Here is an 18,340-nt window from a genome sequence, read left to right as displayed (position 1 = left end):
GCCCTTCTCCCGTGGGGTCAGGCGGCGAGTCCCGCCTCGGACTTGGCGTCGGCCGGGGTGTCGGCCGCGGTCTCCGGGGTCGGCGCGGGCTTGGCGTCCCGCATCACCAGGGTGGCCAGGACGGCCGCCGCGAGGACACCGACGGCGCTGATGGTGAAGGTGGTGGCCATCGAGGAGGTGAAGGCCTCGCGGGCGGCGGCGATCAGACCGGGGTCGCCCTGGGCGGCGGCCAGTGCGCCGCCGATCGACTGCCTGGCCGCCTCGGGGGCGTCGTCCGGCATCTCGGCGGAGTAGGTGCTGGTGAGGAGCGAGCCGAGGATCGCGATGCCGAGCGCGGTGCCGGCCTGCTGGATGGTGTCGTTCAGGGCGGAGCCGACGCCCGCCTTCTCAGCGGGGATGGTGCTCATCAGGGCGCCGACGGCGGCCGGCATCGCGAGTCCGGCGCCGAGACCGAGGAGACCGAGGGCGATGGCCGGGACGGTGAAGCCGGAGTGGGCGTCGACCGTGGTCAGCAGGGCGAAGGAAGCGGCCATGACGAGCATGCCGACCAGGATCAGGACCCGGTTGCCGGTCTTCGCGGCGAGACCGGCACCGGCGCCGTTGCCGATCAGGGCGGCGACGGCGAGCGGGACGAAGGCGAGGCCGGCCTTGACCGGCGAGTAGCCGAGGACGAACTGCAGGTACTGGGTGAGGACGAGGAGCAGGCCGCCGTTGCCGATCTGCACGAGGGTCAGCGAGAGCGAACCGCCGCTGAAGTTCCGGTTCTTGAAGAGGACCAGCGGCACCATCGGCTCGGGGGTGACGTTCTCCCAGATCACGAATCCGGCGAGGGTGACGACCGCGACGGCCAGGGTGACGAGTCCACGCCCCTCGAAGGCACCGTGCTGCGGGATCTCGATGATCCACCAGATCATCGCGGTCATGCCGACCGCGGAGAGGATCGCGCCGAGCGGGTCGGGCTTCTGCCACGGGCCCTTCGACTCCGGCATCAGGGTGAGGGCGGCCAGGACGGCGAGGACGACGACCGGGACGTTGATGAAGAAGATGGACTGCCAGGAGAAGTGGTCGATCAGGAAGCCGCCGAGGACGGGGCTGCCGACCAGGCCGAGCATCGAGACCGAGCCCCAGGCCGCCATCGCCCGGGGGCGCTCGTCCTCGTCGAAGACGGTGATGAGGATGGAGAGCGTCGAGGGCATGATCAGCGCGCCGCCCACACCCATGGCGATCCGCGCGGCGATGACCTCGCCGGGGCTGGTGCAGACGGTCGCGGCGAGGGAGGCGGCGCCGAAGAGCAGCAGGCCGATGATCATGATCTTCCGCCGGCCGAAGCGGTCACCGAGGCTTCCGGAGGTGAGCAGGAGTCCCGCGAAGACCAGGATGTAGGAGTCCAGGATCCACTGGATGTCCTGGGCGCTCGCCCCGATGTCCGCGGTCATGGCCGGGACCGCGACGGTCAGCGCCATGCTGTCGACCACCAGGACCAGGGTGCTGAGGCACAGCACGACCAGGATCCACCAACGGCGTGGGTTGCGGGCTTCCATGGGACTTCCCCCTCGGTTCGCGTTCTTGCTCGCTCCTTCGATGCGAACACTGTACGCAGCTGCGCACAGTGTTCGCAACCCCGATCGCTGTACGCTGGATGCGAACGTCGTACGCAGCGAAGGAGGACCATGGCCGCCAAGGCGCAACCCGTTCCGTCCGTGTGGGCCCGACAGCAGTCCGCCCCCGACCAGCCCGCGCTCAGCCGGGCCGCGATCGTCCGCGAGGCGATCGTCATGCTCGACGCCGACGGCATCGAGGCGCTCAGCATGCGCAAGCTCGGCGCCCGGCTGAACGCGGGCGCCACCTCCCTCTACCGCCATGTCGCCACCAAGGACGAGCTGATGGAGCTCGCCGTGGACGAGGTCGCGGCCGAGTTCACCGTCCCGGCCCCGGGCGGCCCCTGGCGCGCCTCCGTCACCGAGGCCGCGGTCTCGTTCCGCGCCACGGCCCTGCGTCACCCGTGGCTCTCGGCCGTCCTCGGACAGGCCGGCCTCGCCTATCTGGGCCCCAACCTGATGGCGTACTCCGAACGGCTCGCCGGGCTCTTCACCGCCACGGGTTTCCCCGAGCCGAGCCGGGCGATCGACACCGTCCTGTCGTACGTCATCGGCATGAGCACGACCGAGGCCGCCTGGCTCACCACCGTCGCCCGCTCGGGAGACACCGAGGCCGAGTTCATCGCCCGTCTGATGCCCGCCGCACAGGAGGCGGCGGCCGGCCACGACCATCTCACCGGGGCCTACGCCGACGCCGCCGTCCACGCGACGGCCGACCCGGTCGCCCTCCGCGACGAGAAGTTCTTCTACGGCCTCGACGTGGTCCTGGACGGCCTGGAGATGCGGCTCCCGCGCTGACGGGCCGCCGTGCCGGTTCGGTGGCCGGGGTCCCGCTCCGGCTCCGTCCAGAGCAGCGCCGCGCCCAGGGCGCCCGCGAGCGCGACCGCGGTGAGCGCGGCAGCCGAGGCCGCGGGGCCCGCCGCCGCGGCGAGCAGACCGGCGAGCGGGTAGGTGACCAGCCAGCAGGCGTGCGAGAGGGAGAACCGGGCCGCGAAGGCGGCGGGCAGGTCGCCCGCGCGGACGGAGCGGCGCACGACCCTGCCGCCGGGGGTGAGGACCGCCGAGCCCGCGGCGCCGGTGATCAGCCAGACCGCGAGCAGGGCCGGCCAGGACCAGGCGCCGGGCGGGACGGCGAGACCGAGGGCCAGGAGTCCGAGGGCCCCGGGCAGGACGAGGGCGGCCCGCACCATGACCGCGCGGTCGCCGCACCGCTCCAGGACGCGCGGCAGGAGCAGGGCCGCCGCCATCGAGCCCGCGCCGTACGCGCCGAGGGCGAGCGGCACGTCCCCGGCGGGGCGGCCGAGCGTGTCGCGGACCAGGAGGACGGTGTCGACCAGGACCACGGCGCCGGCCGCCGCGACGGCCAGGTCGAGGGCGAGGAGGGCCCGCAGGCGCGGGGCGGCGAGCAGGAGCCGGACGCCGGAGAGCGCCTTGGTGCCCGCCCGCGGGCGGGAACCGCCGCCCCCGGCGCGCTCCGGTGCGGGGCGGGCGGGCGCCGGGGGCGGCAGGGCGGTCGAGCGGACCAGGACGGCGGAGGCGAGGAAGCCCGCGGCGGTGCCGGCGAAGAGCCAGGAGTACGGCAGGACGGTCAGCAGCGCGACGGCGAGCACCGGGCTCACCAGGCTCTCCAGGTCGTGGGCGAGCCGGGCGAGCGACAGGGCCTCGGTGTAGTCGCGCTCGTCGGGCAGCACCTGCGGGATCGTCGCCTGGAAGGCCGGGGTGAAGGCGGCCGACGCGGCCTGGAGCAGCAGGATCAGCAGGTAGACCTGCCAGATCCGGCCGACGAACGGCAGGGCCAGGACGACCGCCGCCCGCACCAGGTCCATGGAGACGAGCAGCGCGCGCCGGGGTACGCGGTCGGCGAGGGCGCCGACGAGCGGGGCGATCAGGACGTACGCGGCCATCTTGATCGCGAGGGCGGTGCCGAGCACGGCGGTGGCGTTCGCGCCCGCCAGCTCGTACGCGAGGAGGCTCAGCGCGACGGTCGCGAGGCCCGTGCCGGTGAGGGCGACGGCCTGGGCGCCGAACAGGCGGCGGTAGGTGGGGCTGCGCAGCACGGACAGCATGAGGGCGCCCCCGGTCGGCCAGGGCGGACTGCGGACGTCACCACCGTAGCCGACGTGTGCATGATTGCGCACATGTTGACGTGCGGGGGGCGGAGTCGTCCTCAGTCGTGCCAGGGCTCCCCGCTCACCTCGTGGTCGGCGCGGCTGATCGCCTCGACCACCAGGCGCTTCAGATGCCCGTCCGGCATCGCGTACACGACCCGGCGGCCGTCCTTGCGGGACTGGACGAGCCCGGCGAGGCGCAGCTTGGCCAGATGCTGGCTCACCGCCGGGCGCGCGGCCCCGCACGCCTCCGTCAGGGCGGTCACGTCCGCCTCGCCCCGGGTGAGCAGCCAGACCAGATGCAGCCGGGTCGGGTCCGAGAGCAGCCCGAACACCTCCGCCGCCGCCGACAGTTCGAGCGCTCCGGGCGTCCGCTCGTGCGGCCGGGACGCGGCCTCGGGGTGTACGCGCTCAGACATGCGCTCATCGTAGGCGGCCCGGCGGCAGCGCTGCGGCGCCCTCGGACGGCCCCTCAGGTGCTCCTCACGTGCCCCTCAGGTGCTGCTCAGGTGCTGCTCAGGTGCTCCTCAGGTGGCGGAGACCGTACCCAGGAAGCGGATGTGGGGCGGTCCGCCCGGGTCCGGGCGGGTCACCGCGGCGCGGACCCGGTAGACCTCGGCGATCAGCTCCTCGGTGAGCACCTCGCCCGGTGTGCCGGCGGCCACCACGCGGCCCCGCTCCAGGACCACGAGCCGGTCGCAGTACATCGCCGCCAGGTTGAGGTCGTGCAGGGCGACGACGGCGGTCAGGCGCAGCTCGGCGACGAGGGCCAGGAGGTCCAGTTGGTGCTGGATGTCGAGGTGGTTGGTGGGTTCGTCGAGGAGCAGTTCGCGCGGCTCCTGGGCGAGGGCGCGGGCGATCTGGACGCGCTGGCGCTCGCCGCCGGAGAGGGTGCGCCAGGGCTGCCGGGACCGGTCGGTGAGGCCGGTGCGGGCGAGGGCGGAGCGGACGGCGGCCTCGTCGGCCGCCGAGGGGGGCGACCAGGCGCGGCGGTGCGGGACGCGACCGAGGCGTACGACGTCGAGGACGGTGAGGTCGGTCTGTGTGTCGGCCTGCTGCTCGACCGTGGCCAGACGCCGGGCGACCGTCCGGCGGCCGAGCGTGGCGAGCGGTTCGCCGTCGAGGGTGACGACGCCGGAGTCCGGGGCGAGGACTCCGGCGAGGAGCCGCAGGAGGGTCGACTTGCCGGAGCCGTTGGGCCCGAGGAGGCCGGTGACGGTCCCGGGGGCGAGGGTGAGTCCGACGCCGTCGAGGACGAGGGTGCCGCCTGCGGTGCGCGAGACCCGCTCGGCCCGGAGCCCCCGGGCGGCGGCCGGGTGGGCGGCGGCGTCCTGGGCGTCCCGCGGGCCGGGCGTCTTCACACCTCCGGCCGGGTCCTCGACTCCCCGCGCGCCGGGCGCCTTCGCGCCTCCGGCCGGGTCCTCGGCTCCCCGCGCGCCGGGCGCCTTCGCGCCTCCGGGTGGGGTCACCGTGTGCTCCTCGTGCGGTACAGGACCAGGACGAACGCCGGTACGCCGATCAGTGAGGTCACCACGCCCACCGGGACCTCCTGGGGGTCCAGGACCGTGCGGGCCAGGGTGTCGGCCCAGACGAGGAAGACGGCTCCGGTCAGGGCCGTGACCGGGAGGAGTCGCGCGTGGCCGGGGCCCGCGAGGGCCCGTGCCGCGTGCGGCAGGACGAGGCCGACGAAGCCGATCGCCCCGGCGGCGGAGACCAGGGCCGCCGTCAGGAGGGCGGTGACGCAGAGCAGGACGAGCCGGGTCCGGACGACGGCGACCCCGAGCGCCGCCGCGGCGTCCTCGCCGAACGCGAACGCGTCGAGGGTCCGCGCGTGCCCGCCGCAGACGAGCAGCGCCACCGCGAGCACCGCGCCGCACACCCCCACATCGCCCCAGCCCGCCCCGCCGAGCGAGCCGAGCAGCCAGAACAGCACCCCGCGGGTGGTCTCCGCGTCGGCGGCCGTCATCACGACGAACGAGGTGAGGGCGGAGAAGAGCTGCATCGCCGCGACCCCCGAGAGGACCACCCGGTCCGTCGAACCGCCCAGGGTGTGACTGAGGAGCAGCACGAGCGCGAAGGAGCACACGGCGCCCAGGAACGCCCCTCCGGTGACGGAGAGGACGCCGCCGCCGATGCCGAGGACGACGACCGCGACCGCGCCGGTCGAGGCGCCGGAGGAGACTCCGAGGACGAACGGGTCGGCGAGCGGGTTGCGCAGCAGCGACTGCATCACCGCACCGCAGACGGCGAGGCCGGCTCCGCAGACGGCGGCGAGGAGGGTGCGGGGCAGCCGCAGGTCCCACACGATGCCGTCCCGGATCGGCGAGACCTCCGCGGCTCCCCCGCCGAGGTGGGCGGCGACGACGGACCACACGTCGCCGACGCCGATGTCCGCCGGCCCGATGGTGATCGCCACGGCCACCGACGCCGCCAGGACGGCGAGTCCCACGACCGTCCACAGCAGCGCCACGCCCCCGCCGCGTACGACGGCGGCGGCTCCGGCGACCGGGGTCGCGGTCACTTCGCGAGACCGTACGAGCGGAGCGCGGCCGCCACCTTCTCGATGCCCTCGACGGTGCGGAGGGTGGGGTTGAGGGCCTGGCCGCTGAGGAGGACGTACCGCTTCTCCCGTACCGCCGTCATGTTCCGGGTGACCGGGTCCGACTCCAGGAACTCGATCTTCTTGGCGGCGCTCTCGGCCGACTGGGAGCGGCGGGTCAGGTCGCCGATGACGAGGATGTCGGGGTCGCGGTCGGCGACGCTCTCCCAGTTGATCTGGGGCCACTCCTCGCGGGTGTCGTCGAAGACGTTCTTCGCGCCGAGGGCGCGGGTGACGATGCCGGGGGCGCCGCAGCAGCCCGCCATGTAGGGCGATTCGGCGTTGGCGTACCAGTAGAGGACCGTGACGTCCTCGAAGTCGCCGGTGGCGGTGGCCTTCGCCACCCGGGACTTCAGGTCCGCGACGAGCTTCTCGCCGCGCTCGCGCACCGCGAAGACCTCGGCGAGGTCGCGGATCTCGCCGTAGACCGTCTCCATGGTCAGCGGTTCGGTGCGGACGCCGTCGCCGTCGCCGCTGTTGTCCTTGCCGACGCAGTCGGTCGGCGAGAGGTAGGTGGGGACGCCGAGCTTCTCGAACCGGTCGCGGGTCGCCACCCCGCCCTTGCCGAGGGTGTACGCGAAGGAGGCGGCCGCGAAGTCGGGTTCGGTGTCGAGGACCTTCTCGAAGGAGGGGTAGCGGTCGGCGAGGCGCGGAACCTTCGCGTTCTCCTTCTCCAGGCCCTTCAGGACGGGGTCCGTCCAGGTGGCGGTGCCCACCATCCGGTCGGCGAGGCCGAGGGAGAGCATGATCTCGGCCGCGCCCTGGTCGAGGGCGACGGCCCGCTGCGGCGGCCGGTCGACGGTGACCCGCTGTCCGCAGTTGTCGGCGAGCGTCAGGGGGAAGCCCTGCCCCGGTCCCGCGGCCGGCTCCTTCGCGGCCGGGGCGGTGGTCCCTCCGCCGCATCCGGTCGTGGTCAGGAGCAGTGCGCCGGCCAGGAGGAGCACGGCGGAGCGGACGGGGTGTGCGAGCGGCACGGGATGTTCCTCTGCGGCCACGGCTCATTCGCGGAGCCTGTCGTACGGTGCTCCCCGGACGACAGCGTGCCGCCGGGGCCGCCAGCAGGTCTTCGGACTCGGGGTCAGCCGGACGGAGCGCCTTCCCGGGCCTGTCGTGCCGCCCAGTGGCCGATGCTCCGCCCGTCGCCCTCACCGCTGCGCGTCAGTTCCGGTCTCGCACCGGATTCCCTGACCCGTGCACAAACCCGTTCGGGTGCGTACAAAGGTGCGACTGGCCTCGGCACACTACCACCGGCCCGCTCCCCCGCCCGGGGGCGCCGCCGGTGGCGGAGAGGTGCCGGCGGGGCGTCAGACGCGCAGCTCCTTCGCCTCGAACCGGCCCTCGCCCAGGACGAGGACGAAGGAGACCTGCTGTCCCTCGGAGAGCGACCGCTCCTCCCCCTCGATGTCCTCGGCGCTGAAGTAGACCTGTTCCTCGGAGCCCACGGGAACGACGAATCCGTACCCGCCGGCGCGGTTGAAGGAATGCACGAACCCTATGTTTCTGCCCTCCACGGCGGCCTCCTCGTCGTCGTCACCGGTGGCGCGGCCGAGGGGGCGGGGACCCCGCTCGGCCGCGTTCACGCCTCAGGGGACTTTTACCCCGTTCGCCCGTCGTTCGCCCGTTGCCCGCACCCCGACCGGTGCCGGCGGACTCCCACGTGAACCCCGTTCGAGGAAGGGCCGCGCGGGGTCCGCGTCTCGCCCCGGGGGCGGGCGGACGGCGGCGGGGTGGGGTGTGGTGCGTACACACCCACCGAGTCTGTAGAATCTTCAACAGAGGCCTGGTGCCGGAGATCCCCCGTGTCCGGCACCGGGCCTTTTCATGCCCCGAACCGCCCCGAACCGCCTCGACCCGCCCGGCCCGCCCCGCGTCGGCCCCGCGCCCTCCGTGACGGCCTACCGGTCGCGCGTCCAGACGGTGCCCCGGGCCTCGTACTCCAGCATGGTCTCCAGGCCGTTCGCCGCGTCGGGGCCGAGTTCGCGCCGGACCAGCCAGAGGGCGAGCTCCAGGCCGGACGTGATGCCGCCGGCGGTCACCAGGTCGCCGTCGTCGACCACCCGGGCTTTCTTCAGCACACCCCCCTGCCGCTCCAGGTCCGGACGGGCCTTGTGGTGCGTGGTGCAGGGGCGGCCACGGGTGAGCCCGGCCGCCGAGAGCAGCATCACGCCGGTGCACAGGGCGCCGACGGTGAGCCCCGGCCGGGCGGCCGCCGCCAGGGCGCGGGGCAGGGTGCCCCGGTCGATCTCCGCCCGGACGCCGGGGCTGTCGCGCCGCGCGTATCCGCCGCCGGGCACGACGAGCAGGTCGGCCCGGTGCGGGGCCCAGGGGTGGTCGACGCGGACCTTCGTGCCGTAGGCCGCGGTCACGGTACCGGGGCCGGTGGCGGAGACGTAACGGACCTCCACCGGGCGCTCGGAGAAGAACCCGGCGGCGGACAGCACCTCATAGGGGGCGGCGAAGTCGAGTTCCTCGACGCCCTCGAAGAGGACGACGTGGACGCGGAGCGGGCGGGACGCGGAAGGCTTCGAGGCGGCCGAGCCGGTGGCGGCGGTCCCCGCCGTGGTCGTGGCCTGCGCCCCGGTCGCGGCGACGCCGGTGAGGGCGCCGGTGGCGCCGAGGGCGGTGGTGGCGCGGAGCAGGTGGCGGCGGTTCATGGTTCTCCCCGGGGAGGTGGACGGTCCCGACGTTTCTGTCGCGTCCAGGCAGTCGGACGGCGCCACCGCCGGGTTCCTCGTCTGCCGAAACCACCTCACCACAAGGCGAGTTGATCTCCCGTCAGGCCTTCGCGGCGCCCGGGTACGCGATCCTCGCCGTGATCGCGGCGATGCGCCGCGCCGACTCCTCCGGGGAGGCCACCGGCTGGACGATGTGGCTGACGGTGAGCCGCACGACCGTCTCGACGGCGAGTCCGCGCGACTCCTCGTCCACGTCGGGCCAGGCCTCGGTCGCGTACGCGTCGAGCATCGCCATCGCCGTGCCGAAGACCGGCTCCGGGCGGGTCGTGAGGTAGGCGAGGAGATCGTCCTCGCCCCCGCGCGCCGCCACCAGGACACTCTTGACCAGCGGGTTGTCCACCGTCTGCTGGAGCGTGTAGCCGACCCCCGCGGCGGCCGCGGCCTCCAGCTCGCCCCGGTGGGCGTCGAGTTCGCGCTGGATGCCGACCAGAAAGCCCTCCAGCTCGCGCTGGACCAGGGCGTTGCCGATCGCCTCCTTCGAACCGAACTCGTTGTAGAGGGTCTGGCGGCTGATCCCGGCGGTCCGCGCGACGGCGGTCATGCGCAGCCCGCCCCAGCCGTCGGCGGCGACGAGGCGGTGGGCGGCGTCGAGGACCTGCTCGCGCAGCAGGGACCGAACACTCTCACGGAAGCGTGTCATCGTGCGGTCACCCTATCCGTGCGGTCCCGGGCCGGGTCCTGGACGGATTCCGCCGTACCCGTACGCCTGCCCCGGCCCCCGCGCGGGCGATCCGTGCGCCCGATCCGTACGCCCCCCGGGCCCGGTCGCCTCATCGCGGGTGTCTGGTGCGCGCGTAGTGGCGGCGGGCGCGATCGCGGTTGCCGCAGTCGCCGGAGCTGCACCACCGCCGGGTGCCACCCCGGCTGCGGTCGAGGAAGAACCAGCCGCAGCCGGGGCCCTCGCAGCGCCGGATCCGGGTGAGGGACGGGCCGCCGAGCAGGGCTTCGGCCTCCAGCGCGAGCGCGTGGCCGAGGTCGGCGAGCCGCTCCGTGCCGGGTTGCCAGCGCAGGGGGAACGCGGGCGGCAGCTCGGCGTTCCGGCGGGCCAGCAGGAGGGATCGGCGGAGCTCCTCCCACGGCCCCGGCGGCGGGGACTCGCCGTCGACGAGGTGGTCCAGGACGGGCCAGAGCTGGGCGCGCAGGTGCAGCAGCGCGGCCAGTTCCCGCCCGGTCTCCTCCGGTTCGGCCGCCGCGGACGTCTCGGCGAGTTCCACGGACCGGCTCGGCGTGAGCAGCCCGGCGGCGGCCCCCCACCGCGCCCAGGCCCTGGCGCCTGTGACGCGCTCGGCGCGGCGTGCGGGGTCCGTACGCCAGGCGACGGTGTTGGCGAAGTCCAGCACCGGGTGTCCGCCCATGAGCGCGACCCCCGCGTCGGGGGTGTGCGCACCGCGCGTCGCGGACGGGACGCCGGTTCCGTTCTTCTCTGCTGCCACCCGGTCATTCTACGTACCTAACGACCTTGAGCCCTTATGCCTGTTAGCCTGCGATCATGGAAAGCACCTCGCCCCCGCACGGCGCCGCTCCGCCCCGTGAGCGTTTCCGCTCCGGTCTGGCCATCGGGTCGGGCCTGGCGGTCGCCTCGTTCCTGCTGGCCGTCAGCTTCGGCGCACTGGCCCGGGCGCAGGGGTGGGGCGCCCTCGCGACCGTTCTGTGCTCGATGGTCGTCTTCTCCGGCTCCGCTCAGTTCGCCCTGGTGGCCGCCCTGGGTACGGGCGGGGGCATAGCGACCGCCGTCACGGCCGCCGCCCTCATCAACAGCCGCTTCCTTCCGATGGGGATGGCCGTCGCGGGCGACCTGCGCGGCGGCCGGCTGCGCCGGGCGCTGGAGGGCCAGGCGGTGGTCGACGGGTCGTGGGCCGCCGCGCACCTCGGCGGCGGACGGTTCGACCGGCTCGTGCTCTTCGGCGCGACCGCGGTCCAGTGGCCGGCGTGGGTCGCGGGGACCGCGCTAGGGGTCGCCGTCGCTCCCGATCCGCGCCTCCTGCACACGCTCGGGCTGGACGTCCTGACCCCCGCGCTCTTCCTGATGCTGCTGCTCGACGGGCTCCGCAAGGAGCGGGCCCACCGGCTGCCCGCTCTGCTCGGCGGGGTCGTGGCGGCGGGGCTGATCACCGTCCTGCCCACCGGACCGGCCCTGATCGGCGCGGCCGCGGCGGCGCTGGTCGCCCTCGCCGTGCCCACCGGCGGGGCACCCGCCCGCCCGCTGCCCTCCGACGGTCCCTCCGACTCCGCCCCGGAGGCGGCGCGATGAGCCTCTGGATCGCCATCGGCGCCGTCGCCCTGGTCAGCTTCGCCTTCAAGGCCATCGGCCCGGCCTCCCTGGCCGGCCGGGAACTGCCCGACCGCACCCGGTCCGTGATCGCGCTCCTGGCGCCGGCGCTGCTGGCCGGGTTCGTCGTGACGGCGGTCGCCGGGCCGGGCTGGCGCGCCCTGGACCTCACCGTGCTCGCCGGCCTCTCGGCCGTGGTCGTCCTGCGGCGGTTCCGGGCACCGCTGCCCCTGGCCCTCCTGGGCGCGGTGGCCGTCACCGCGCTCCTGCGGCTCTGGACCGGATGACGCCCCGCCGTACGCCCCGAGGCCGGACGGGCCGCCGGTGAACACCGGGTCGGCGGGTGTCGGGACGCGGGGCGCCGATCCGGCCCGGGCGGGTACCGGCGGGCCGGCCGTGTACACGGCCTTCGGTTCAGCCCTCCTTGTCGGCCTTCCACCGGTCGGGGTGGTCGCGGTACCAGCGCACGGTCGCGCTCAGGCCGTCCTCGAAGGAGGTCAGGGGCGCGTACCCCAGCTCCTCGCGGATCTTGGCGTCGGAGAGCGAGTACCGCAGGTCGTGGCCCTTGCGGTCCTCGACGTACCGGATCATCGAGCGGTCCGCGCCGCAGAGTTCGAGGATCCGGTCGGTCAGGTCGAGGTTGCTGAGCTCGTTCCCGCTGCCGATGTTGTACGTCTCGCCCGCCCGGCCCCCGGTGAGGACGAGGTGGACGGCGCGGCAGTGGTCGTCGACGTGCAGCCACTCGCGGACGTTGCGCCCGTCGCCGTAGACCGGCACCGGGAGGCCCTCCAGGAGCTGGGTGACGAACCTCGGGATGAGCTTCTCGGGGTGCTGGTGGGGCCCGTAGTTGTTGGAGCAGCGGGTGATCGACAGGTCGAGCCCGTGGGTGCGCCAGTAGGAGCGGGCGACCAGGTCGGAGCTCGCCTTGGAGGCGGCGTACGGGGAGTTGGGCAGGAGCGGGGACTCCTCGGTCCACGCGCCCTCGTCGATCGTGCCGTACACCTCGTCGGTGGAGACGTGCACGATCCGTCCGACTCCGGTGCGGAGCGCGGCCTCCAGGACGGTCTGGGTGCCGAGGACGTTGGTGCGGACGAACTCGGCGGCCGACTCGACGGAGCGGTCGACGTGGGACTCGGCGGCGAAGTGGACGACCGCGTCGTGCCCGGGGAGCAGGTCGAGCAGGAGCGGCAGGTCGCAGATGTCGCCGCGCACGAAGGTGAGCCGTCCGTGGGAGGCGGGCAGGTTGGCGCGGTTGCCGGCGTAGGTCAGCTTGTCGAGGACGGTGACGGTGTCCGTGCCGTCGCCGCCGTACTCCCCGGCGAGCAGGGAGCGGACGTAGTGGGAGCCGATGAACCCGGCCCCGCCGGTGACGAGGATTCTCATGCCGTTCCCCCGGGGAGCGCGTCGAACTGGATCGGGACGGTGGTGCACGGATTTCGCATGGTTCTCTCTCCGCGGAGGGGCGTGGGGGCTGGGGTGGTGGAGCTGGGGTGGTGGGGAGCTGGGTCGTGGGAGGGGGTCAGCCGGCGCGGGCTATCTCCATGACGTACTGGCCGTACGGGGACTTGGACAGCCCCTCCCCGAGCCGCAGGCAGGCCTCCCGGTCGATGAAGCCCATGCGCCAGGCGACCTCCTCCAGGCAGGCGAGCCGTACGCCCTGGCGGTGCTCCAGGATCTGCACGTACTGGCCGGCCTCGGTGAGCGCGTCGTGGGTGCCGGCGTCGAGCCAGACGAATCCGCGTCCGAGGGACACCAGTTCGGCCTTGCCCCGCTCCAGGTAGACCCGGTTGACGTCGGTGATCTCCAGTTCGCCCCGGGCGGAGGGGGTGAGGTTCTTCGCGATGTCGACGACGCCGTTGTCGTAGAAGTAGAGCCCGGTGATGGCGAGGTCGGAGCGCGGGTGGGCGGGCTTCTCCTCCAGGGAGACGAGCCGTCCGGCCGCGTCCACCTCGCCGACGCCGTACCGCTCGGGGTCGCGGACCGGATAGCCGAAGAGCACACAGCCGTCCACGGTCCGGGCCTTCTCCTGGAGGATCGCGGAGAAGCCGGGGCCGTGGAAGATGTTGTCGCCGAGGACGAGGGCGACGGAGTCGTCCCCGATGTGGTCGGCGGAGATGACGAAGGCCTCGGCGAGGCCGCGGGGCTCGGCCTGGACGGCGTAGCTGAGCGAGATGCCCAGCGGGGCGCCGTCACCGAGCAGTCGGCGGAAGTTCTCGATGTCGTCGGGGGACGAGATGATCTGGATGTCCCGGATCCCGGCGAGCATCAGCACGGAGATCGGGTAGTAGATCATCGGCTTGTCGTAGACCGGCAGCATCTGCTTGGACGTGCCGAGGGTGATCGGGTGCAGCCGGGTGCCGTGGCCTCCGGCCAGGACGATGCCTTTCACGGTTCTCTCCTCCTGGGCTTCCCAGCCTCATCGGTGCGGTGCGGTGGTGGGCGGTGCGGTTCATCGGGGCGGCGCTGTCGTGAGTGGTGCGGTTCAGGGCCCGGACGGGGTGCGCGCGGGCCCTGCGGCCGCCTCGGCACGGGGCCGGGCGGCTTCGGGCACCGGCCGGACGGGGGCGGCCCGGCGGCGAACGGCGTCGAGGAGCCGGGCCTGGCGCAGCGGTGCCTCCCGGTCGTGGGCGACGGGTTCCCCGGCGCGTGCGGACGCGACGTGGGCGGCGAACGCGGCGACCGTGTTGCGGACCTGGTCGTCGGCGTCCAGGACGCGTTCCTCGACACCGGTACGGGTCTCCAGCCGGACGACCGGGCGGTGGCCGGCCGGCGGGGTGTAGGCCCGTTCCACGGTGAGGCGCCCCGCGCTCCCCCACAGCTCGTACGCCGAGCGGTAGCCGTGGTCCATGCCGAAGGCGATGTGCGCGGTCACCCCGGCCGGGGTGGCGAGCAGCGCCCCGCCCGCGGTCTCGACCCGGCTTCCCGCGCCCCGGACGAGGTGCGCGCCGAGGACGTCGAGGTCGTCTCCGAGCAGATGCTGGGCGGCCCGCAGCGGGTAGACGCCGACGTCGCCGAGGGCGCCGCCGCCGAGCTCCGGATCGTGCCGGATGTCGGATTCCGGCAGTCGCGGGATGCCGAACGAGGCGTGCATGGAACGGAGTTCGCCGATGACCCCGTCCGCGACGAGTGCGCGGACGTCCGCGTGGAGCCGGTGATGGACGAACATGACGTTCTCCATCAGCGCGAGCCCGGCCGCCTCGGCCAGGTCGAGCAGGGCGGCGGTGGACTCCGGGTCGGTGGTGAGCGGCTTCTCGGCCAGCACGTGCTTGCCCGCGCGCAGCGCCGCCCCGGTCCACTCGGCGTGCAGGGCGGCCGGCAGCGGTACGTACACGGCGTCGACGTCGTCCCGCCGGAGCAGCGCCTCGTAGCCGAGGACCGCCGCGGCGCCGTACGGGGCGGCCGCCGCGGCGGCCTTCTCCGGGTCACGGCTGGCGACCGCGGCGACCTCGGTCTCCGGCAGCGCGGCCATCGCGGGCAGCATGCGCCGGACGGCGATGTCGGCGCAGCCGAGCACGCCGATCCGCAGGGGTGCCGGGGTGCTCATCGGCCCCGCACCGCCCCGGCGTGGACGCAGGCGAGCAGGGTGCGGGCCTGGACGTTGAGGTAGTGGCCGTGCCGGGTGAGGGAGGTGAGCTGGGCGGCGGTCGCCCAGGCGTAGCCGGGCGGCGGTTCGGCCGGGGTCCGCTCCTCGTCGGCCTCGACCAGGAGGTAGCGGCTCTCGGCGTTGAGGAAGCGGCCGCCCTCCTCGGAGTGCACGGCCTCGTAGCGGATGCGGGCCGGGTCGGCGCCGAGGACGTCGTCGAGGAAGAGGGGGCGCTCCTCGGAGGGCAGATGGGCGTAGTTCCCGGGGGTGTACTGGACGGTGGGGGCCAGTTCGACGGTGTCGAGGAAGCCGCCCTCCACCCGGGCGTGCACCAGGTAGTGCGGGACGCCGCCGAAGTCACGGGTCAGGAAGGCGGCGACGCCGAGACCGACCGGTTCGAACAACGGCTGGGTCCAGCTGCTCACTTCACGGTTGCCGGCCTGCACGGAGACGGCGACGACCTTGAAGTGCCGGCCCTCCTCGTGCTCGATGGTCTCCTCGCCGCGCTTCCAGCCGGGCAGGCCGCGCAGCGGGACGCGCCGGGCGCGCACGTCGTGGCGGGCGCGTTCGCCGGTGAACCAGGAGAGGAGCTTGACGTCGGAGAGCAGCGCGCCGTCGGCGGTGTCCTGGTGGGGCACGCAGGAGAGGACGGTCCGCGCGTCCATGTTGACGACGTTGTCCCGGTGGAGGAGTTCGCCGATCTGTCCGAGGGTGAGCCAGCAGAAGTCGTCCAGGAGCGGGACCTCGCCGGTGGCCTCGACGATCATGTTGCGGTTGGACTTGCGGAAGAACCAGGCGCCGTGCTCGGACTGGAGGGAGTCGGCGACGACCGTGCCGTGCTCCGAGGTCGTGAAGTACTCGATGTACTTCACGTCGCCGCCGCGGTGCGCCTTGGTGTAGTTGCTGCGGGTGGCCTGGACGGTGGGCGACAGCTGGAGCAGGTTGCGGTTGCCGGGCTCCATCTTGGCCTGCATGAGGAAGTGCAGGACGCCGTCGAACTCCTTGGCCAGGATGCCGAGGATGCCCACCTCGGGCTGTTTGATGACGGGCTGGTACCAGGAGCGGTAGGGGCCGTCGCCGTACGGTCCGGCCTCCTCGACGACGTGGAGCCCCTCGACGGTGAAGAAGCGGCCGCTGCGGTGGACGAGGTTGCCGCCGCCCTCCTCGAAGGACCAGCCGTCCAGCGCGTCGAAGGGGACCCGGTCGACGCGGAAGGTGTGGGCGCGGCGGCGTCCTTCGAGCCAGCCGTGGAACTCCTCGGTCGACAGGTGGGCGCCCCGGCCGGTGGCGGCCGACAGGGCTATCCGCTCGGCGAGCCCGGCGGGGCGGCGGGGGGTGAGGGCGACCGCCGCCGGGGCGGCGGCCCGCGCGGTGGTGTCGGCCCGTGTCGCGGCGGTGGCCTGCGGGGTGACGCCGGCCGGTGTCGTGGCGGTGCTCATCAGGAGTGTCCCTTCGCGCCGGGCGCCTCGCCCGCGTTCCAGACCAGGTCGAAGGTGAAGGAGCGGATGCGCCAGCCCGCGGGGGTGCGGACCACCCGGGCGTCGTAGTGGCCGCCGATGGCGAAGTGGGCCGAGGGCTCGGCGGGGTCGCGGACGTGGAAGGCGGTGAGGTGGGCACGCACCTCGGCCTCGTCGCCGCGCAGGTCGATGGCGTAGGCGCCGGTGAGGTGGTGGGTGCGGGCGAAGGTCGTACGGGCCATGCGCTGGAAGGCGGCGAGGCCTTCCATGCCCTTGTACTCGCCCATCGGGAAGACGAGGTGGACGTCCTCGGTGAAGACCGCGCCGAACCAGTCGTCGTCGCCGCGGTTCCTGTCGAGGTGCATGGCGTAGCGGTCGCAGACGGCGGCGATCTCGGCGCGGTCGGACAGCGTCCGTACGGTGGCGCGGAGTTCGTCGAGTTCGGCGCGCGTGGCACCGGTCGTACGGTCGGTCGTCGAATCGGTCGTGGTGCCGGTCGTCGTGTCGGTCGTGGTCATGGTGTGGACCCTTCTCCGGTCGGCGGTGCGCGGACGGTGGGCGTCAGTGGTGGCCGAAGCCCGTGGAGTGCCAGGTGCGGGGCCCGTCGAAGCCGCGGGCCCGCTCCGGGCGGCGCCAGCCGGCGACGGACCGGGAGACGGGGGCGGCCGGGCCGGGGGCGGCCGGGCCGGGGGCCTCCTGTGTGCGGGCGAGCAGGACGGCGGTGACGGCGGCGAGCTCCTCGGCGCTCGGCGCGCCCTTCTCGACGCGGAACAGGTGGGCGGGTGCGGTCACGTGGACGACTCCTGTCATCGGGACGGTGCCGGGGGCGTGCGTCGGTGTCACTGGGGCGGGTTGCCGTGCTTGCGGCGCGGCAGGTCGGCGTGTTTGGCGGCGAGCATGGCGACGGACCGGCAGAGCACCCGGCGGGTCTCGCGCGGGTCGATGACGTCGTCGACGAGACCGCGCTCGGCCGCGTAGTAGGGGTGGACGAGTTCCGCCCGGTACTCCTCGATCTTGCGGCGGCGCATGGCCTCGGGGTCCTCGGCGGCGGCGATCTCGCGCCGGAAGACCACGTTGGCGGCGCCCTCGGCGCCCATGACGGCGATCTCGTTGGTGGGCCAGGCGAGGGAGATGTCGGCGCCGATCGAGCGCGAGTCCATGACGATGTACGCGCCGCCGTAGGCCTTGCGCAGGACGACGGAGATCCGGGGCACGGTCGCGTTGCAGTAGGCGTACAGGAGCTTGGCTCCGCGCCGGATGATGCCCTCGTGCTCCTGGTCGACGCCGGGCAGGAAGCCGGGGACGTCGACGAGGGTGACGATCGGGATGTTGAAGGCGTCGCAGAACTGGACGAAGCGCGCCCCCTTCTCGGAGGCCTTGATGTCGAGCACGCCCGCCAGGGCGGCCGGCTGGTTGGCGACGATGCCGACGACGTGGCCGTCCAGCCGCGCGAGGGCGCAGACCAGGTTGGGCGCCCAGGCCGCGTGGACCTCCATGTGCTCCCCGTCGTCGACGAGTTCCTCGATGACCTCGCGGACGTCGTAGGAGCGGTTGCCGTCGGCGGGGACGAGGTCGAGCAGCCGGTCGCCGGGGCGGTCGGCGGGGTCGGAGGTGTGCGCGACGGGCGGGTTCTCGCGGTTGTTCTGGGGGAGCATCGACAGGAGGTAGCGGACCTCGGCGATGCAGGTCTCCTCGTCGTCGTAGGCGAAGTGGGAGACACCGGAGACACCCGCGTGGACGTCGGCGCCGCCGAGCCCGTTCTGGGTGATCTCCTCACCGGTGACCGCCTTGACGACGTCCGGACCGGTGATGAACATCTGCGAGGTCTCACGGACCATGAACACGAAGTCCGTCAGCGCCGGACTGTAGGCCGCGCCACCCGCGCACGGACCCAGCATCACCGAGATCTGCGGGATCACACCCGACGCCCGCGTGTTGCGCTGGAAGATGCCGCCGTACCCGGCGAGCGCCGACACACCCTCCTGGATACG

Annotated in this window: 20 protein-coding genes and 1 riboswitch; of the genes, 3 read left to right on the top strand and 17 right to left on the bottom strand. The window is 73.8% G+C overall.

Annotation, left to right across the window (positions count from 1 at the left end):
• Window positions 1–17 precede the first annotated feature (17 nt).
• Window positions 18–1,541: an MFS transporter gene (locus ABT129_RS21770; RefSeq protein ID WP_351903909.1), complete on the bottom strand. Its 1,524-nt coding sequence runs from the start codon at window positions 1,539–1,541 to the stop codon at window positions 18–20.
• 129 nt (window positions 1,542–1,670) lie between these two features.
• Here ABT129_RS21770 and ABT129_RS21765 point away from each other — a divergent pair, with 129 nt between their 5' ends.
• Entirely contained in the window at window positions 1,671–2,396 is a 726-nt protein-coding gene (locus ABT129_RS21765; RefSeq protein WP_351903906.1) for a TetR/AcrR family transcriptional regulator C-terminal domain-containing protein, read from the top strand.
• Here ABT129_RS21765 and ABT129_RS21760 read toward each other — a convergent pair.
• From ABT129_RS21760 to ABT129_RS21720, 9 genes are all read right to left on the bottom strand, one after another.
• Entirely contained in the window at window positions 2,345–3,664 is a 1,320-nt protein-coding gene (locus tag ABT129_RS21760) for an MFS transporter (RefSeq protein ID WP_351903904.1), read from the bottom strand. The genes ABT129_RS21765 and ABT129_RS21760 overlap by 52 nt on opposite strands.
• A gap of 101 nt (window positions 3,665–3,765) precedes the next feature.
• Entirely contained in the window at window positions 3,766–4,125 is a 360-nt protein-coding gene (locus tag ABT129_RS21755) for an ArsR/SmtB family transcription factor (protein ID WP_351903901.1), read from the bottom strand.
• A 108-nt stretch (window positions 4,126–4,233) separates the two neighbouring features.
• Window positions 4,234–5,067, bottom strand: a complete 834-nt coding sequence (locus tag ABT129_RS21750; protein ID WP_351904113.1) for an ABC transporter ATP-binding protein — start codon at window positions 5,065–5,067, stop codon at window positions 4,234–4,236.
• Between the two features lie 104 nt (window positions 5,068–5,171).
• On the bottom strand, window positions 5,172–6,227 hold the full coding sequence (locus tag ABT129_RS21745; protein WP_502981846.1) for a FecCD family ABC transporter permease: 1,056 nt from the start codon (window positions 6,225–6,227) through the stop codon (window positions 5,172–5,174).
• The gene (locus ABT129_RS21740; protein WP_351903898.1) at window positions 6,224–7,279 is read right to left on the bottom strand and encodes an ABC transporter substrate-binding protein; all 1,056 of its coding nucleotides are present in this window, start codon (window positions 7,277–7,279) and stop codon (window positions 6,224–6,226) included. Before ABT129_RS21740 ends, ABT129_RS21745 begins: the two co-directional genes overlap by 4 nt.
• An 80-nt stretch (window positions 7,280–7,359) precedes the next feature.
• A riboswitch (cobalamin riboswitch) is annotated at window positions 7,360–7,537 on the bottom strand.
• A gap of 72 nt (window positions 7,538–7,609) precedes the next feature.
• Entirely contained in the window at window positions 7,610–7,885 is a 276-nt protein-coding gene (locus ABT129_RS21735; RefSeq protein WP_351903895.1) for a cold-shock protein, read from the bottom strand.
• A 315-nt stretch (window positions 7,886–8,200) separates the two neighbouring features.
• Window positions 8,201–8,959 (bottom strand): DJ-1/PfpI family protein, encoded by a 759-nt coding sequence (locus ABT129_RS21730; RefSeq protein ID WP_351903892.1) that lies wholly within the window; start codon window positions 8,957–8,959, stop codon window positions 8,201–8,203.
• Window positions 8,960–9,080: 121 nt separating this feature from the next.
• Entirely contained in the window at window positions 9,081–9,680 is a 600-nt protein-coding gene (locus tag ABT129_RS21725) for a TetR/AcrR family transcriptional regulator (RefSeq protein WP_351903889.1), read from the bottom strand.
• Window positions 9,681–9,810: 130 nt separating this feature from the next.
• Window positions 9,811–10,473: a CGNR zinc finger domain-containing protein gene (locus tag ABT129_RS21720; RefSeq protein WP_351903886.1), complete on the bottom strand. Its 663-nt coding sequence runs from the start codon at window positions 10,471–10,473 to the stop codon at window positions 9,811–9,813.
• 56 nt (window positions 10,474–10,529) lie between these two features.
• On the opposite strand from ABT129_RS21720, the gene ABT129_RS21715 reads away from it, so the two are divergent.
• Together ABT129_RS21715 and ABT129_RS21710 are read left to right on the top strand one after the other, a co-directional pair.
• Window positions 10,530–11,291, top strand: a complete 762-nt coding sequence (locus ABT129_RS21715) for an AzlC family ABC transporter permease (protein WP_351903883.1) — start codon at window positions 10,530–10,532, stop codon at window positions 11,289–11,291.
• On the top strand, window positions 11,288–11,596 hold the full coding sequence (locus tag ABT129_RS21710) for an AzlD domain-containing protein (RefSeq protein WP_351903880.1): 309 nt from the start codon (window positions 11,288–11,290) through the stop codon (window positions 11,594–11,596). The genes ABT129_RS21715 and ABT129_RS21710 overlap by 4 nt, the downstream gene beginning before the upstream one ends.
• Before the next feature lie 127 nt (window positions 11,597–11,723).
• On the opposite strand, the gene rfbB is transcribed toward ABT129_RS21710, so the two are convergent.
• From rfbB to ABT129_RS21675, 7 genes are all read right to left on the bottom strand, one after another.
• Window positions 11,724–12,692, bottom strand: a complete 969-nt coding sequence (gene rfbB / locus ABT129_RS21705) for a dTDP-glucose 4,6-dehydratase (RefSeq protein ID WP_351903877.1) — start codon at window positions 12,690–12,692, stop codon at window positions 11,724–11,726.
• Window positions 12,693–12,828: 136 nt separating this feature from the next.
• Complete coding sequence (gene rfbA / locus ABT129_RS21700) at window positions 12,829–13,698, bottom strand: glucose-1-phosphate thymidylyltransferase RfbA (protein ID WP_351903873.1); 870 nt, start codon at window positions 13,696–13,698, stop codon at window positions 12,829–12,831.
• Window positions 13,699–13,791: 93 nt separating this feature from the next.
• Window positions 13,792–14,853 carry a Gfo/Idh/MocA family protein gene (locus ABT129_RS21695; protein WP_351903870.1) on the bottom strand — a complete coding sequence of 354 codons (1,062 nt, stop codon included), beginning with the start codon at window positions 14,851–14,853 and terminating at the stop codon, window positions 13,792–13,794.
• The gene (locus ABT129_RS21690; RefSeq protein ID WP_351903867.1) at window positions 14,850–16,331 is read right to left on the bottom strand and encodes an NDP-hexose 2,3-dehydratase family protein; all 1,482 of its coding nucleotides are present in this window, start codon (window positions 16,329–16,331) and stop codon (window positions 14,850–14,852) included. Before ABT129_RS21690 ends, ABT129_RS21695 begins: the two co-directional genes overlap by 4 nt.
• Window positions 16,331–16,867, bottom strand: coding sequence for a nuclear transport factor 2 family protein (locus tag ABT129_RS21685; protein WP_351903865.1), 537 nt, complete (start codon window positions 16,865–16,867; stop codon window positions 16,331–16,333). Before ABT129_RS21685 ends, ABT129_RS21690 begins: the two co-directional genes overlap by 1 nt.
• Window positions 16,868–16,910: 43 nt before the next feature.
• A complete protein-coding gene (locus tag ABT129_RS21680; protein WP_351903862.1) occupies window positions 16,911–17,141 on the bottom strand; it encodes an acyl-CoA carboxylase subunit epsilon in 231 nt (76 codons plus the stop codon).
• A 47-nt stretch (window positions 17,142–17,188) separates the two neighbouring features.
• Window positions 17,189–18,340: acyl-CoA carboxylase subunit beta (locus ABT129_RS21675; RefSeq protein ID WP_351903859.1), on the bottom strand; the 1,152-nt coding region annotated here is incomplete at its 5' end.

Source organism: Streptomyces sp. NPDC002057, from assembly GCF_040296665.1.
Taxonomy (GTDB): Bacteria; Actinomycetota; Actinomycetes; order Streptomycetales; family Streptomycetaceae; genus Streptomyces.
The sequence above is the reverse complement of the archived record's forward strand: the minus strand, read 5'-3'. Positions and strand labels throughout refer to the sequence as shown.